This is a genomic window from Chitinivorax sp. B, assembly GCF_005503445.1.
Lineage (GTDB): Bacteria > Pseudomonadota > Gammaproteobacteria > Burkholderiales > SCOH01 > Chitinivorax.
Window position 1 is genome coordinate 16,150 of record NZ_SCOH01000050.1, and the last position, 17,003, is coordinate 33,152.

The 17,003-nt window shown below is 59.9% G+C and carries 10 protein-coding genes; 2 read left to right on the top strand and 8 right to left on the bottom strand.

Annotated elements, in window-relative coordinates:
* Positions 1-53 precede the first annotated feature (53 nt).
* A complete protein-coding gene (locus FFS57_RS21445; protein WP_137939876.1) occupies positions 54-677 on the top strand; it encodes a hypothetical protein in 624 nt (207 codons plus the stop codon).
* 77 nt (positions 678-754) lie between these two features.
* Here FFS57_RS21445 and FFS57_RS21450 read toward each other — a convergent pair whose 3' ends face one another.
* Positions 755-1,684 carry a LysR substrate-binding domain-containing protein gene (locus FFS57_RS21450; protein ID WP_137939877.1) on the bottom strand — a complete coding sequence of 310 codons (930 nt, stop codon included), beginning with the start codon at positions 1,682-1,684 and terminating at the stop codon, positions 755-757.
* Positions 1,685-1,817: 133 nt separating this feature from the next.
* Between FFS57_RS21450 and FFS57_RS21455 the strand changes: the two genes are divergently transcribed.
* Positions 1,818-2,432 carry an FMN-dependent NADH-azoreductase gene (locus tag FFS57_RS21455; RefSeq protein ID WP_137939878.1) on the top strand — a complete coding sequence of 205 codons (615 nt, stop codon included), beginning with the start codon at positions 1,818-1,820 and terminating at the stop codon, positions 2,430-2,432.
* 213 nt (positions 2,433-2,645) lie between these two features.
* Here the strand turns inward: FFS57_RS21455 and FFS57_RS21460 are convergent, their stop codons facing one another.
* The 7 genes from FFS57_RS21460 to FFS57_RS25325 all read right to left on the bottom strand — a co-directional run.
* Positions 2,646-6,401, bottom strand: coding sequence for an eCIS core domain-containing protein (locus tag FFS57_RS21460; protein ID WP_249384109.1), 3,756 nt, complete (start codon positions 6,399-6,401; stop codon positions 2,646-2,648).
* Positions 6,402-6,405: 4 nt separating this feature from the next.
* Positions 6,406-10,287, bottom strand: a complete 3,882-nt coding sequence (locus FFS57_RS21465) for a hypothetical protein (protein WP_137939879.1) — start codon at positions 10,285-10,287, stop codon at positions 6,406-6,408.
* A 3-nt stretch (positions 10,288-10,290) separates the two neighbouring features.
* Positions 10,291-11,622, bottom strand: coding sequence for a hypothetical protein (locus FFS57_RS21470; RefSeq protein WP_137939880.1), 1,332 nt, complete (start codon positions 11,620-11,622; stop codon positions 10,291-10,293).
* A 93-nt stretch (positions 11,623-11,715) separates the two neighbouring features.
* Positions 11,716-13,107: a hypothetical protein gene (locus FFS57_RS21475; protein WP_137939881.1), complete on the bottom strand. Its 1,392-nt coding sequence runs from the start codon at positions 13,105-13,107 to the stop codon at positions 11,716-11,718.
* Between the two features lie 119 nt (positions 13,108-13,226).
* Positions 13,227-15,161, bottom strand: coding sequence for an ATP-binding protein (locus FFS57_RS21480; protein WP_137939882.1), 1,935 nt, complete (start codon positions 15,159-15,161; stop codon positions 13,227-13,229).
* Positions 15,154-16,632 carry a hypothetical protein gene (locus FFS57_RS21485; protein WP_137939883.1) on the bottom strand — a complete coding sequence of 493 codons (1,479 nt, stop codon included), beginning with the start codon at positions 16,630-16,632 and terminating at the stop codon, positions 15,154-15,156. The genes FFS57_RS21480 and FFS57_RS21485 overlap by 8 nt, the downstream gene beginning before the upstream one ends.
* On the bottom strand, positions 16,629-17,003 hold a 375-nt coding region (locus tag FFS57_RS25325; protein WP_171014126.1), incomplete at its 5' end, for a hypothetical protein. The genes FFS57_RS21485 and FFS57_RS25325, both read right to left, overlap by 4 nt.

Here is a 17,003-nt window from a genome sequence, read left to right on the forward strand (position 1 = left end):
TTCTGCTGTTGTCATCGCAATCATCCGCAAATCTGATCAATTGAGGAGGTCGTATGAGAACGAAATTCACTACCATCTGCGCATCCCTGATGCTATTGGCCGGTACCAGTCAGGCCGCTGTGATCATGAGCAATTTCAACCAGGGTACCGAAGACTGGTTTGGCATCGAAGGGCATGTGGAATGGCAGGCAAGTGGCGGCAACAACGGTGGTTTCCTCAGGCAAACCGACACCACCAGTGATGAAATGCTGGTTTTTGCCCCCAATATGTTTCGGGGCAACCTTGGCACCTTTTTCGGTGGCAGAATCGGATTCGATGCCATCAACCTGAATGGCCAAGCACCTGACTGGGGGGCTTTTGGCACGATCACGCTGTTCAGCAGCGCGGGCAATGCCAGCGCAGATCTCGCCCTCGCCGGCCAGCCCACTTCACAGTGGACAAGCTACCAGATTGCACTGGAAGACGCCTTATGGGACGGTGCTGCATTGAATGACGTGTTGAACAACATCACGGGTATCTCGCTGATGCTGGAATACCATGATGGTGTGACTGAAATAGCCGGCATGGACAATTTTTTCATTGCATCCAACCAAAATGCAGTATCACTGCCGGGCAACCTGACCTTGATGTCGCTGGGTCTGGCCGTACTACTTTGCTATCGTCGGCAACCTGATTGATAACACCGGGCACCATTGGGCAGTCCAGTGGTGCCTCAGACCATCGGTTCAGGCCCAACCTCGTATCATCAAGTCGATCATTTCTCGCCACTCGGTCCAGGCAATTGCATCGACTGATGCCCAAACTTTTCTGCGAGAAAATCCAACAATAGCCGCACCGATGGAATCAGGCCCCGTCTGCTTGGATAGACCGCGTGAAAGATGCCAGTCGGCAACATCCAGTCATCCAGCAATCTGACCAGATCACCTTTCCTGACCTCCTCAACACAATAGACCTCCGGGACGATGGCAATACCCGAGCCAGCCATCATTGCCTGCGCCAAAGGCATGAAATCATCTGCCTGCAATACAGGCACAACCCGTACCGCAACCGAACCCTTTGTCGCGTTGGTAAAACGCCAATAGGTATCTCGTTCGCCATTCCCAAATACCAAGGCAGGAAATCGGGCCAAGTCATCGGGATGGGTAACCGGTGGGAATTGCGCCAGCAACGATGGCCTGGCCAATACCCAGATATCGGACCGTGCCAAGCGCCGCGTGACCAGATTGGGGTCCTGATGGCTTTCTTCCCTGACACGCAAGGCAATATCCACGCCCTCTTCGATCAGATCGACCCGCCGGTTGGTGACCATCAATTCGATCTGAATGCCGGGATAGCGCTGCATGAACTCCGGCAACAGTGGACCAAGCTGAAACTGCACGATACCCACCGGGCAGCTCACCTTGACCCGGCCCCGTGGCTCATCCCGCACACTGGCAACAGCAGCATCGGCAGCCGCCGCTTCTGCCAGCATTGCCTGGCAGTGTTCATAATAACGTTTGCCGATATCAGTCAATGCGAGCTTGCGCGTGGTCCGCTGCAACAAACGCACCCCCAATTGGGTTTCCAGCCCAGCAATCCGGCGTGATAACCGGGACTTGGGAATATCCAACGCCCGACCCGCCGCTGCAAATCCGCCCTTCTCGACCACCTTGGCAAAGTACATCAGATCATTCAAATCCTGCATATTGATTGTTCCACCAATAGAACGATTTATCCTAATTTAGCAGTCTAGTTGATATTTAACTCCACCGGTAGGATGACGCCCATCGATCGACGCACAACGCGCCGACAATTTATCCACCAGGAAGAGATTCATCATGAAACTGTTGCACATCGACTCAAGCATCCTCGGCCAATACTCCGCTTCCCGCGAACTGACTGCGGCGGCTGTAGCAGCCTTCCGCAAAACCGAGCCGAATCTGGAAGTGATTTATCACGATCTGGGCAGTGAACCACTGCCGCATTTGTCGCCGGAATTGATGGCACCACGTGGTACACCGGTGGAACTGATGACCGAGATTCAACGCCGTGACAATGCCATCAGCGACCAGTTGATCGACGAACTGAAACAGGCAGATGTCGTGGTGATTGGCGCACCGCTGTACAACTTCACAGTACCGTCTGCGTTGAAATCCTGGATCGACCGTGTAACCGTGGCGGGCAAAACCTTCAGCTACAGTACCGATGGCCCAGTCGGCCTGGTACCGAACAAAAAAGCCATCATCATCGCTACCAGCGGTGGTCAGCACGGCCACACGCCAGTTGCCCACATGCATGGCGGCTATGTGCAAACCGTGTTGAACTTCATCGGCGTGCAAGATACAGAGGTCGTGCTGGCAGAAGGATTGGCGATGGGGCCGGAACTGAAGGATGCCGCGATGAAAACGGCCCGGGAGCAACTGGCTACATTGGCAGACATTGCAGCGGTGTAATACCTGCAAAATCGCTTAAAGCGTCAACAAGTGTCGGTGGTACAGTCGGGTCCATCGACACTTGTCTTTTTTACATCTTCCGTTCTACCAGATTCGCGTAGACCATGACGGTCGGCAGCCGTATGCAAATGGTTTGTGCCATTGTCAAAGGCCCCCTATCGACTTCAAACCGTCAGGACGACTGGACTATTGGCGGGCAGTAGACACCAGTGCTCAAGGACGCGTAACCGATGCGATGCGGAAGAATTTGTGGGGCGGATTACGCTGATGGAAGCCCTGCTGCTTGAACGTACGTAGGGTCATATTGGTGTGGACCGGGCCAGAGGGGCCTTCGCTGAAGGTGACGCGCTGGTTGAGGTTTTGTATGCGACCTGCGGCCTGGTTCAGGTCACTGTCCAGCGGCCATAGGTTGGTGTGGTCGTCCACGCCGTGCCAGTCCAGGTCCAGCACGTGGTCTGGCTGTTCGCTGTGGGTGCCCAGATTGTGGCCATGACGCGCGAATCGGCGGTTGAAATTGGCTTGCGCAGTTCCACTGCGTGGCGTAGGGGTCAGCTCGATCACGTCGCTGGTCGAAGGGTAATAGGCCACGCCCACGTCGATCGGCGCGAACTGGCGAGTCAAGGCGGGTAGCGTGGTGGGGCGGTCCAGTGGATAGTCGGACTGCCGGGTGCAGCGTTGCCGGTCGCTGTTGCCAATGCGCACGGTCGTACAACTTGGCGTCGGGGCGCTACAGTCGCTATTGGAGACACAGTTTCCGCCTTCCTGCACGGCCAGTGAGCAGGTTTGCGGGTATTCAGATTTAGGCTTGTACCAAGTCATGTCGATCGGGTCATCCCGCGTCAGGCCAGTGGGCACGTGGCCGCTGGGTGGCGGGGTGGGTGGTTCGTCGTCATCGCCTTTACCCTTGCAAGGGTTGGCAATGCCGGCACGCCTGGCCGGGTCGGCGGGCATGTTGGGTGAACGGCCGGCACCGGGTGTGGTGGAATTGCCATCGCTGAGCATAGAGCTGAGCAATTCGACCATGTCCATGTCGATGAAGGACAGGTCAAAGTCCCAATCACCCAGTGGGGTGCTGGTTGCGAACAGTTCCCATGACCAGCAGTCGTCCCATTCCCAGCTGGCCAGCTTCCAGCGCCGTGAGAACAGTTCGAACCGATGGAACAGCATGGCCCGGATAGCGGCATACACAGCCAGCTTGAGCGCGAGACAAGGCTCCAGTGTCAGGGCCGTACTGAGGACGATTTTGCCTTGCTGGCATTCCACTTCGGCGTCGCCGATCAGATCCGTTTGCAGACTAATGGCCCCAAATGCGGAAAGATCCAGGTTACCCGATACCACGGTGGTGTCGATGAATCCGAGCAGGCATCCCCAGCCTGCCTGCAGTTCCAAGTCCCCAAACAGTTCCAGCGACGCAAATAAGTCTGATGTCAACCGAACCCGGGCTGTGCCAGTGTGGCTACCCGTAACCGTGTCAATGTTCAGGCAAACGTTTTCCAGTGTCAGCGGGCCAATCGCAGCGCTGGCATTGGCGTCGATCCCGCCGTTGGCCCACAGGCTGACTAGAACCGGCACCGGGATATAGGGTACTTCAACCGGTATCTCGAATATCTGCACGTAGCCCGTTTCCTCGTGGAAGTTTTCCTCCAGCAATGGGTATTCTTCGAAGATGACGTATTCCGGCAGGCAGATGCGCCTGATTGCCGTTTCATCCGCTTCGCGTTCGTCCGGGCAAGGGCCAGGGCATTCGCCAGTCTGGTAGGGATAATCCGAGAACTCCATTCCGCCATCGTACGGGGGCTTACCACCAATCCAGCCTACGGATTGCTTGAGACCATAGTTGCAGATGGCTTCCAGATCGCACAGGCGGTGCACGGTACCCAAAATGCCTAATGGGCCAGTCTCGCCGAACTTTGCAGTCCAGTCGTAGCAAGCATCGTGCTCGCGACACCCTCTGTGGGTATTACAGTGGTGGAAGTTCGGATAGACCCAGAAATAGTGCGAGACGCCATCTTTGCTTTTATTCTCGACGCAGACGGTGTGCTTATGGTCGGTCGGGTCATCCGAGGGAACGCAGGTATCACAATTCGGCCCGCACGCGCCACGGCATTTCGAGCCGCTGGCAATGCGCGGATCATTTGGATAGACCAACAACGGCCCTGGATGGCGCGGCCCCGGACTACCTGAGTGCCAGCTGCCCCCAAGTTGCGACGGCATCAGCCCTGCACGGTAAAGCAGACCACACAGTGGACAGTCGTCGGTGAACATGTCTCGTGGGATCATGATGCCCAGGTTACCAAATCCAACTGGGTTCAATGTGGGGGGGTAGAGCGACAGCGATGCCGACGCACGGCTACGGCTGATATATAGATTCACATCGAACCCGCTGTCGATGGCCGTATCGGCATGCCATGCCAATAGCGGCCAGTACACCCGACACAGGTTTTGCCCAAGGAACTGCAGTTCGCCAAAACCGGCCGCGCCCAAATCGAGGGCCAAGCCAAGGGTCTGTCGCTCAATCACATTCAGGCTGAATGCGCCGCTGGAATAACCCATGCCGCCACTGGCCGTAACGCGAGTGGCGATGATGCCACGTGCAAACCCTTCCAGCCCGGCTTCCAATCCGACATAGGGAATGATCAGGACAGCTGGCGGATCTGGCCAAAGAATCAGAATCATGACATCGCCATGCAGACCAACATCCAACGCGGCCCCCAGCCCTAATGCCGCCGTGGCGGAAAACGACCCGCTAGCCGAGAAAGAGGGGCCAAATGGATCAATGGTAATGCGCACCCCACTCAGCGTGCAGGGACCTAGCTGACCGGAAAGCTCCGGGGTCAGGCGGACAAAAGCACTGAGCAAGCCGGATGCAAACATCGAGGTGCCAAGCGGCACGGTACCAAAGCCAATGGGTACCTTTTCGGCGATGCCGGGCAATGGGAACTGTACCGCAAAGGAGGGGCAAATCGGGACGGGACCTGGGACGGATACAATCAGGCTCGTACCAGAGACACTGATACTGCCCCCGCCAAGTATTGACGCAAAAGCATTGGCGGCATCCCACAGCTCCTGGGCAATGCCACCGACCAGTTCGACCCCGGTCTCCGCTACGGTGACAAGTCCCCGGCCAACCGCCCGCGCACCGGTGGCAATCCCGCTGCCGACATCTTCCGCCAGCTCGACACCGGCGCCAATTGCGCTGCGGCCAGCGTCGACGATGTCGCTCGGACTGGGGAGTGAAGGCAGCGAATCGAGAATACCCCGCTGGATATGCACACTGCCGGCACCTTGGTCTTGCTGCTTTTCCTCCGCTTCGCAGGCTGTACATTTGGCCTGTGCACGCCGCGCCATACCACCTTGTTGCACCACGTGGGTCAGCTCGTGTGCCAGCAGATGGTTGCCCTGCGGGGTGTCGGGTTGAAATTGTCCGCTGCCAAAGTAAATGTGATTGCCAACGGTGTAGGCCCGGGCCGACAGATCTTGTGCGCTGCGATCGGCGCCGCCATCTTGGTGGATGCGAACCGCGCCGAAGGGTTCGCCAAATGCGCCTTCCATCTGGTGCCGGGTCGTGTCAGGCAACGGCTCGCCACCGCTGGGGTTCAGCTCGACCTCTTGGGTCGTCACCGGGCCAGAACCGCCCTTGCGTTGCAATTGCTTGTCGTCTACCTCGCAAGCGGCACACTTGCGCTGGGCTGTTTCTTCCTGCAATGGGGTGATGGGTGGGCGCGCACCCATCGCCTGTCCGGACAACTGCGCAACGACATGGTCCGCCACCCGATCCGCTTCGCGCTCAAACGGCGTATCGGCGGCATCCACCACCGCCTTGCCTCCTGCCGGCATGGCAAAAGCCCGCCAAGCCTGGGCTGGGGCAATCCCATTATCCTTGCCGCAGGTGTTGCAGGCACGCTGCGCCCGCGGCGCCGGCTTGGGGACCGGTGCGTGGGTCTTGGGCGAGGCAGCAGCATGGGCCATGGCGTTAGCCGATCGAGTTGCCGCTGAACAGGATGGCGGCCTGATAGGTGGCAGGGTCGTGGCCAAGCCCTTTAAGCCCGTCGAGCTCACCTTGCGACAACACGTAGATGTCCTTGTAACCGACCTGTCCAGCCGGGTCGAGCCGTGCCAAGGCTGCCTTCACCGTGTCCAGCATCTGTCCGGCCAAGGTCGTGCTGCTGCCACCGGTGGCGGCGACCACCGCCATGCGTGCCTGCTTCGCCAGTGGGGATCGGATGTTCTGATCCAGTAGTGCGGCATCCACCGGTATCGCGCCGCGCCAGTCCTGACGCGAGAACACTGTTTCGTTGTCCAAGATGAAACTGCCGTCCCACGGGGTGAATACCATCAGGACAGGCCGCACGGCCACAGCAGGTTGTGGTGTCAGCACGGTGATGGCACGGCATGGCGTTAACGTGGCCACATCGCCGCTGATATTGCGCCGCACATCGGATGCGTTACCTCCCAGCAAGGTGGAGATAGCGCCGGTCTGCAGGCCGGCGGCGGGATCATCCGCCACAGTAAACACCTCCGCATCGAACACGGCTGGCGTATTCCCCCATGCTGTTTTCAAGGCAACTTTGGCCGCATCGGTCAGACTGTTGTTCGTGGGGTCAAAGTCCGTGTGTGCTAGTGGACTGAGTTCAAACTGACTAATGGCCGCCCTCAGGCCGGCACTTGCAACCAAGGCATCGAACGCACGCAGCATTTCGGCGTTGGCTAAACGGTAAACGTCATGACAAATCGTTGGTGCAGCCTGTGTCACCAGGAACATGGCCCCATCCAACCCAGATAGTCCCAAAGGTGGCAGAATCGGCAACAAGACATTATCTACCACTTGTTGCTGGGTGCCAACCACTTGCAGTTCCAGCGCCACCAATCGGGCGCGAGCCAGTGCTTCCCCCTCAGCCTGGGCGGCACCTTGCGAGCCGACCGCGCCAAAGTGCAGGGCTGGCCCAGGGTTGGCTTGCTTCCAATCGCGCAACAGATCGGCAACTGGCGTCGCAATGGTGGAACGTCCACCCTCGAACGTGACAATGCTGACTGCGGCAAAGCCCAATCGGGTGATGGCAGCAGCATCCGCAGCCAACACCGCTGCACGGGCGGTCTGCAGCAGGTTGTCATTGGTGACTTTCAGGTGGAACAGCTGATACCGCCGCTGATCGACCGGTACGGGTGCGTGATCCACCCCACATTGTTTGGTGCGGCGGCGATGGAACAACACCCAGTCCTTGCGGGCCAGAATGGTCAAGACATCACTGCTGGCAGGCTTGGCGCCGAACAGGTCGGCGAGCGCATCCGCTGCGAAATTCGGCGTGGATTCACGGGTAGCCAGTACCTGAATGGCTGATTCAGATGCCGCACGTAGCGGGTTGCCCGTTTTCAGCACGTCATTGTTGGCTTCCAGCCCCATCTGGAAACGGATGGATTCGTTTTCCTTGCCGCCGGTCAACACCAATACCGCCTTGGCCTGTTTCGGTGAGGGCCGCACGGCAACCACCAGTTGCAGGCTGTTGATTTCCAGCAAGCCCTCATTGGTACCACTGGCGTTACGCAGGTCAACACTGACCAACAGGCTATCGGTTTCGACATCTTGTGCAGCAATCACCACAGGCACGCTGATCGGCACCACCTTGCGGGTATTGGTCTGGCCGCCAAACATGCCTTGCAGTACCACACTGCCGGTAAAGTTGGCCTGAATCACCACCCGTGCTCCAGCGGTCTGCACGTGGTCGATGCGCAATCGTCCATTGCCGGCCAGATCAAAAAAGATGCTGCTCCCTCTGCGCGGCACCAATACCGTCAAATCCAATTGGCAGGGAATGCTGGCCCCCTCGCTGGCGGCCAAAGGATTGCTGTCTGCACGGGTACCAATCCAGATGGCGATGTGGTCGGCATCCGTTTCACCCAGGCCCGCAAAGTGGCTCAATCCCTTGGATTCGCCTGCCTTCGCCAAATAGGCCAATTGTTTGCCACGATATGCCTCCGCTTCGCTTTTCAAACGACCATAACGCATCGCAATCGCGTCAGTACTTGCCGCATTGAATGTAACGGCTGGTTCGGCCGTGGCGGTGGCGTCACGCCCTGTCACGGAATCGTTCGACGAACGCATCATTTCGGCCGCACGCCAGGTGGTCTCGGCCAACGAATTCTTACGTTCGGCAGCCCAACTGCGCAGGTTGCTGGAAAATCTCTCCAGGCTGTCGGTCTCACCCAGGCCCGCGAAGTAAAACCGCAGACTGCCATCGGCATTGGCTTCACTACGGCCTGCACCAGACAGCACGGTCCGCTCGAAAGTGGCTGCATTCGCAGTGGGGACATGGGTGATCGGGCCTGGTGTGGCCGACGGTGATTCAGCTACGTGCTGCAGACGCACCTCCCAGCCTTGGCCGACATTGGCATTGACCGCCATGATCTCGCCATCCGGCACCAGAATGTCGACCGCTTCCTTCTGCTGTGGGTTATCCAGACCACGGGTCAGCGAGATGCGCTCCATATGCTGGGCTTCCTGCAGTGCCTCGGCGACGAAATCCGGCCGCACAATGCAAAAGCGCAGATCCACACCTTCGCCCATCAGTTGCCGTATCTGCTGATTGACCGTCAGGTTGGCCGATGGCACCACCGGCAGGTAGCCGGCACTCGGTAATTCGACGATGCCACGACGGATCAGCAGACGATCACGTGGCATCAGCTTGATGACTTCCTTGGCACTTTGCAGGCGATTGACCAGATGGCTGAGTTCACTCGTCCCGCCAGTCAACAAGTAGGATTTGGCGGCATCATGATCGAGATCCAGTTTGGCGAGCCGGTCACTGGTCGCGCGGTAATAACGCTCCAACTGGTTCACTACGCCGCTGGCATCCACCACCAGTTTGCGCAATTGCCGACATGGGTCATCGTCGTCATCGTCATCCCCCACCTGCCAAGCATCGCGCAGCTGGCACTGAAACTGCAGGATCTGCGCCAGATAGACATCCCACGGCCGCATCATCATCCGCCATTGCCAATAGCGGCGTGGGTCACTGTCGATGCGCTCGCGACGGGCAATCCACTGATCGATGAACAACGTTGTATTACCACTGACGGCCAGCACACCCAACGGTACAAAGCTGCCCGTGGCGGCCTGCGCCCCACTGCACCAAACGGCCGAGGCCAGACCGGTTCGCGAGATCAGGTGACCAATCTGCAACGCCTCATCCGCAAAATAACTGGATGCCACCCTTGAACGCAGATGCAGCTGTTCGAACAGTACCGCGGTCGAGACAGGCAGTGGTGTACGCAGTAGCAATGGCCGCGCCTGCAGTATCACCCCTTCACGCCGCCACGGGCGCTGAGTTTGGGTGGTGCAGGCGTTGGCGCACAGGCTGCCGAAAATGTCCTCGTGCCCGCACAGGGCTTCGGCATGCACAATGCCAACCAGATACAGGCCAACACCCGGGATGGCGGTCGTGGTGGGCTGGCCGATCGTGCCTTCGCATTCCACGAAATCAGCCCCACCGGCCACAGCAGGCGCCACCCCGACGTTTACTGTGGGGCGGGATCGTTCGATCAATGTCGCAATCTCCACGGTCACGCTGTCCGGCAAAAACAGCACCCGACCATCCGGATCGACTGCCAGGCCGGCACTCATTGCCAACCGTTGGCCGGACTGCGCTTTCAAATCGAACCCGTGTACCACGCCCGCACCGCCGGCCTGGTTGGATAGTTGCACCAGCTGTCGCAGATACGTTTGTTCATTCTGCAGGTCTTCTGCCTTCAGAAATTTGCCATCGAAATAGTTGAGCCGGGTCAGCGGCGTATCGGCTGGAATCAGGGTGATGCCGTTGCCGGCGTTCAGCAGCACCAGCGTCTCTTGAGTGGTAGGCATGGCTTAATTCCCCTTGTTCATCCAGACAAAATCGCGGCCGCGAACCACATCGCCCGCATCCATTGGTTGCGCCGCCAATTCGCCGAACAGCGGCAGGCTGTTGGCACCCAGCAGCGGTGTGCTGCCGGTGCCGATTGCCATCAACCGCAGCAGGTTGGTTGCCGGGTCGGCAGCCAGTGTCACCGTCAACGTCAGTTTGTCGGCAGACAAGGCCGCGCTATTGATGGCAATGGGTTGCCAGCCAGTGCCCGTGACCAATTGCGCGGCACTGAAGGCGGTCGTGGTGACGGTATCGGCATCCAGTGCCGAATCCACCGTCAGCGTCACCACGGCAGCAACCCGGCTGACACTGGCCGGGTCCACCCTGGGGCCGGTTGCCAGCCCAATGTCGAGATTGCCCAGCAACGCCGGCAACAGGTTTTGCAGTGTGCTGGTTGCCAGCAGCACCTCGCGGACAGTGTTTTCAACGCTGACTGCGGTCAGCTTGAAGCCCTGCCCATCGGGGGCCAGCACCACACCATTGAGGTTGGCCAGCGGCACATCCAACACGCCATGCTCAGGGAACAGGGTGGATTCGATATCGTCGGCGTTGGGATCGCTGCCTGCGGCATCCGCCAGCACTGCGGCCACCGAAACGTCATGGAAGGTTTTCACCGCCAGCGCCAACCGCTGATTGGCTGGTGCTGCCGCCAAGGCAGCGCGGGCATCCAGCACGGCCTGATCGGCCGGCAGCACGGTACCGTTTTCTTCAATCGGCTCATCCAACCCCACCAGCAACCGCAACAGATGGTGGCGTGGCCGACTGGCCGGCGCCCTGCCCGGCTTCAGCAACAGCTCGACCGTTTCGAACACGCGGGAAAATGCCGTCTCGCTCTGCGACCCGACGCAGGTATCCAGCAACGCCGGTACCGGCCGCATCAGACAGACACGGTGACGGATCACCACATGCACGTCGAAGTGGAAGCCGTCTGGTTGCTCGTCCACCACCAGATCCGGGTCATCACGATGTGCACTGAACCAGGTGCCCATTTGCAGACACTGTCGGGTATCGACATGCAGTTCACGGCCGAAACCATCCAGCGCCAGACCGGGTTCGACCCGGATCTCGCCACTGGGCAGATCGGCCGACACCGCCAGCCCCCATACCGTGCCCCAGCCATGCAACCAGGCACTGTGCAACCGGGCTTTGCCACGGTGATAAGCCTGATCGGTCACAAAATCGTCGACGCCGAGCAACATGCCGTAGTGGTAGTTGACGGCGAGATAGGGACGGTTGGGCAACAGCTGCTCGTCCTCGTCGTGACTCACCCATTGAATTGCTTGATCGTCGGCCATTGTGGGCCTCCTGTGATGTCTTTAAGTAAATCGTTGCCGGGTGGTGCGTGGTGGTGTCAATCATCCTGTGGCCGCCCCTGCAACCACCCTCTGTCACAGCACCAAATTGCCGCGTAGCGCGTGTGCCTGCAAATCCACCATGCGTTTGCTGCTTTCTGCTGCGGTGGCTTGTCGCGCTGCCACACCATCGGCCAGCCAGGCTTGACGGCGCCGGCGTTTGGCATCGTCGATCTGTGCCTGCAGCAGGTCTTTCTCGGCGTTCTTCAAGCCATTGGTCAACGTGGTGGTGGCACCCTTCAAACGGGTCAACGTCGCATCGGCATCCAGCCAACGGGCCAGATCGGCCCATAGTGCATCCGGCACACTGGCTTGCCATTCGGCCAACGTGTCGCGCATGGCCTGGGTGAACAGCGCCTCTTTGCCACCGGGCTTGGTCAGCTCAGTCTTGGCCAGCTCCCAGGCGGCTTTGGCTTTGCCCAGATCGCTGGTGGCATCCGCTTCCAGCGTCGTCAGATCAGCAGCGGGATCAGCCGCCAATGCCTTGGCACGTTCGATCTGCAGTTTGCTGAACGCGTCAGCCACGGCCACTGCCGCCACATCCCGCTCGCCTTCCGCCTTGGCCGCATTGGCACGGTCGGTGGCAAGGGCTGCATCGGTCAGGTGCGCCACTTGCTGGGCAGTCAGCTTGTTGGTGGCCGGGTCAGTCAAATACGCCACATTGCTCATCGCTGCCGCCAAGTCTGCGACAGCACGGTTGGTGTAAGCCAACAGGTTGCGCTCAGCCACGTCGACGGCGCGTTTCAGGCGGGCAAGCTTGTCGCCTGCCAGTGTGGTCAGTTCAGTTTCGGCATCCGCCGATGCCAATACGGCATCAGCCTCTGCCCCTTGGCGGTCGATCAAACCAGCCGCCAGAGCCCAGCGCTCAGTTGCACGCTTCAGCAATGCGGCAGGCACGGTATCTTTGATCCGTTGCTTGGCTGCGGCGTAATCAGCCCCGGCCAATGCATCTGTCGCCGCCTGCTTCACGTCAGCCAACGGCGCAACAGCGAGCGCATCCAACGCGGCCTGCCTTTTGGTGCGGGTAGCAATGGCCGCTTGCAAGTCGGATTCCGCCAAGGCCAGCGCCTTGGCAATGCGTTCCACCCTGGCTTGTACCGCATTGCGACTGGCCATGGCCTGGGCTGCCGTCAGTTCTGCCTGAGTCATGGCCGCAGCCTTTGTGCGCTGGTCTGCAATAGCGGTACGCAACGCTACCAACAAGGGTTCACCATCTGCCGGCATGGGGATTTTGCCGAGCTGGGTGCGGATATCGACCAGCTTGGTATTGGCCGCCAACAGACTGGCCCGGGCAGCGGTCAAGGCAGTCTGGGCTGCGGTGTCCTGCGCCTGGGCTGTGCTGAGTGCGCCGGCAGTCTGTGTGACGCGTGCCTTTTGCTCATCGCGCCATTGCGTGGCGAATTCGACGAGGTTTTTTGGATCAGCCATGGCGATCTCCTCTTTCCCGCTTCCTGCTGAAGCGATTCATGGGTATCTGTACTTGCGGTATCCACAGCACGGTTCAGGTGCCACTTTCGCATCTCGATTCGGTCGAAACAGAAAACCAGCTATGGGCAAAGCCGCCCGGTTTTTTCGAACTCCAGCGCAATCGCCCGCTCCAGTGCATCGCACGTGATGTCATCTTGGCGAGCGGCAGCGTAATAGGCTGCGGACAACAAGGCGTTGCGGATCATGGCACCGGACATCGGGTAACGCAGTGCCAGCACTTCAAAATCCACCTCGGCGGCGATCGGCGCTTGGGCCGGCACATGCCGTTGCCAGATGGCGGCACGCTCTTCGGCCCCCGGTTCGGGAAAGTCGATGACAAACTCGAATCGGCGCAGAAATGCCTTGTCGATGTGCTGGCGCAGGTTGGTGGCCAGGATGGCGATGCCATCGAATCGCTCCAGCCGGGTCAGCAGATAGGCGGTTTCAATGTTGGCAAAACGGTCGTTGGCATCATGCACATCGGTGCGTTTGGCAAACAGCGCATCGGCCTCGTCAAAGAACAGTACCCCACGGGTGGTTTCAGCTTCTTCGAACACGGCGGCCAGGTTCTTTTCAGTCTCACCGATCCATTTCGACACGATGCGTGACAGGTCGATCACCATCAGCTCGGCATGCAGTGCATGGGCGATCACTTCGGCAGCCAGCGTCTTGCCGGTACCGGGCAGGCCGCAAAACAGCAGGCGCAATCCACGTCGGTTGGCGTCCCCCCGTTCGAAGCCCCAGTCATCCATCACCTGTGCCTGCAGCGCCAAACGGGCCACGGCATCGTGCAGTGCATTCATTGCGGCAGGCGGCAGCACCAGATCAGGCCAGTCGGCATGCGGCACCAGCCTGCGCACCTGGGTATCGCTACCTCGTGCCAGCCTGGTCTTCAATGCCTGATAGGCTGTGGTGTCGCGCAATGGGGTCAGCCCAGCGATTGCCCGGGCATCATCCTGTACCCGAAACAGGCGGCGTGGCTCCAGCGGGAACCGGGCAGCCAATGCAATCGCCTGCTCACCCAATTCCGGCATGGCCTCTTGCCACAAGGCGGCCAATAGTTGCCTTGACGGGCGTGGTGCCGGTAAGGGCAATACCGGCAACGGCAGGCTGGCCAACAGGACTGGTTCGGTTTCAGCCAGCAACAGCGGTGCCGGAAATCGGGCCAATGGGCTGTTACCAGTCGGGGTACCAATCAACACCGGTATCCGATCACGCAACAGGCAATGTAACAACAGGGTTTCCAGCAACGACTCCGACATGGACGAGATGTCGAAACACGCAGCACGCTGCCCCAGCTCACCCAGCAGTTGTGCCAAGCGAACACGCATGGCCTGTGGCTCACCCTGCAGGCTGACTGCCAATGCCTGCTGGCTGCCCAGCCGACTCAGTGCATAACGGACATCTGGGTGCTGCAACCAACTATCGGCAACTCGGGTAGCGGCAACTTGCGGTGCCATGTCCTGTGGCCAGCAATCCAAGCCATACAACACCGGCCAGACGCGTTCAGCCAGATGCAGCGAGTGTTCCGGCCAGGCACCGTCACCGCTCAGGCGGACCAGGCCAAGTTTGATCAACGGACTTTGCGTCAGCAACCGCCAGCACTCACTACGATCCACACTATCGAACGCCAGCCGTGCCAATAGCCCGACCGTGGGAAACGGCTCGTTACGTGGATGCAGGCCGGCAAAAGTGGCCACAAAGCCTTCGTGCTCATCGGCCATACCGGCCAGCACCAGCAGCATGCGTTCCTGTGTGCCCAGCTTGAGGCGATGGCATAGCGTATCCAGCGGCTGGCGGGCTGGTGTCGGCTGGCTGGCCTTGGCACGCTGCCAATGTGCTGTCAGAAAAGCAATCGCCTGTTGAGACTGCTCGTCCTGCAACGGGCCCTGCTGCAACACCTCGGCCAACCGCCCAGCCAATTGGGCCGCTTCGTACCAGATCGGTGGACTGACAGGGCCCAGCACCGTCGGTTTGATGGTGTTGACGGACCAGGAGGCAAGGCCATCATGCATAGCAATATCTCATCACCAAGCCCAGCCACGGCAGATAGCCTGGGTCCAGATCCAACCCAGCACGCCGGATGTCCAGGCACACGTCCGACAATCGATAGCAGACGTCGATCCAGCCCGGTTCCACACGAATCAGGGCATGCCGCCGCGCCAGTTGCTCGATCAGCCCAGGGCCGGACCATGGCGGAATGCGGATTGCCAGGCTATCCCATAACTGGTGCCGCGCCCGCAACAGGCTTTCCAGGCAATCCGGTGGGCAGGGGGCTCGCCAGTCCAACGGCAGTTCTGCGTCCGGCGCCAGACCGGCAAATGCCAGCCGCGCCGGATCGCGGGCCGGTAACATGGGCACCAATACAGTCGCCAGCCAGGTCAACATAGCGGGTAACGGCGGGTGAGTAGAAGTAGTCAGGGTGGCAAGCGCCCCACTGCTTTCGAGCAACGGCGATATCAACAGCAACCCGCCATACTCGGTCTCGCCACAGACGGGCTTGGCCAGCGCCGGCCATGTTGCCAGGTCGTCTGCAGCTGGCGACAGGTTGGGTGTGGGCTCGGCGGCAGACTGAACGGCAGGCTGTTTGGCCAGCTGAAGCTTGCGAGGGACAACGTCAGATGCGGTGTTACCCCGCCGCACAGCCTGCAAAGTGACCATGACCTTGGCCTGCAACGCGGCGGCAGGCCGACATAACAGCATCGGCTGGTCCAGTACCCAGTGAATGGCTGCCAACACGGCCGCCTGGGTGGCTGGCTGCTGCGACAATGCGACCTGCCAGTCGTGCCCCCAAGGGAACCGCGGCCTGCTGCTCCAGCGTGACGTTCCCTTTTCGGCCTGGGCTGCTGTCTGATCAAATTGGGTACAGCAAGCCAGCAGTTCAGCCATCGCTGACCACTGTGCAGAAATGGCTGTACCATGTGCACCATACAGGGCAATCAGCAATTCCTGCCGTTCATAGGCAGCCAGCGCCAACAGCCTTGGCAACAATAGACTTTCGGCACGCCACCCTTGCAGCATCGGCACCACCCAAGCCGGTTGTGCCCGAAGCTGGGCAAACACGGCATCGCGCCGCTGAGAGGCCGATACCACACCGGCGGGTAACCACGCCAGGCGTCGCCATGCCCAGTCCAGCCGGTCATCGTGCTGCCATGCGCATTCCGCCATGGTTTGCAATGCGGCTGCCGGATGACGGAATCGTACAATTCCGTCGCCACCGCAGCGATCCAGCTCACATTGAATGGCACGCGCAATGGCATCCCCCCATAGTTGTGCGGCCTGCCAATCGGTGTGGCTGGCCGATAAGGTCAACGGTAATGCTACACGTCGGATCAATACCAGCTCATCATCTGGTGCCAGCGCATGCAAGCGTGGTTCCAGCGTGTCGTCCAGCAGCAATTGCTGAACGGCCTGTGCTCGCGTCAGCTGGTCGGCTGGCACATGCAGCTTGCTTTGCATGCGGCCAATGGCAACAGTGGTACTCATGTCAACCTACCTTGGCCCAGCGGGCCATTACCCAAAGTCAATCCGCCACCCGGTCGGCCCAGCATGGTGCCCTGCCCCAACGCACCATAACCAAGCTGCAAGGGCTGGAAACCACCGCTACGGCCAATGACCGACGTCAACGCAACCCTCAACCCACGCCCCACACGCATACCCGCCCCCACGCTGCACAGTTCGAACAGGGTGTGCGCCGGCCGATGTTGATCCAGCAAATGGCGTACGACAGACTCCTGCCCTGCATCCAGCTCACCCAAGACCATGACACTGAAGCGATGGGCGTAATCGCTGAAACTGTCTGCAGCCACCTCGGCCTCGCCGGCATGGGCAGGTTCACCCAAAGGCCCGCCCACCCT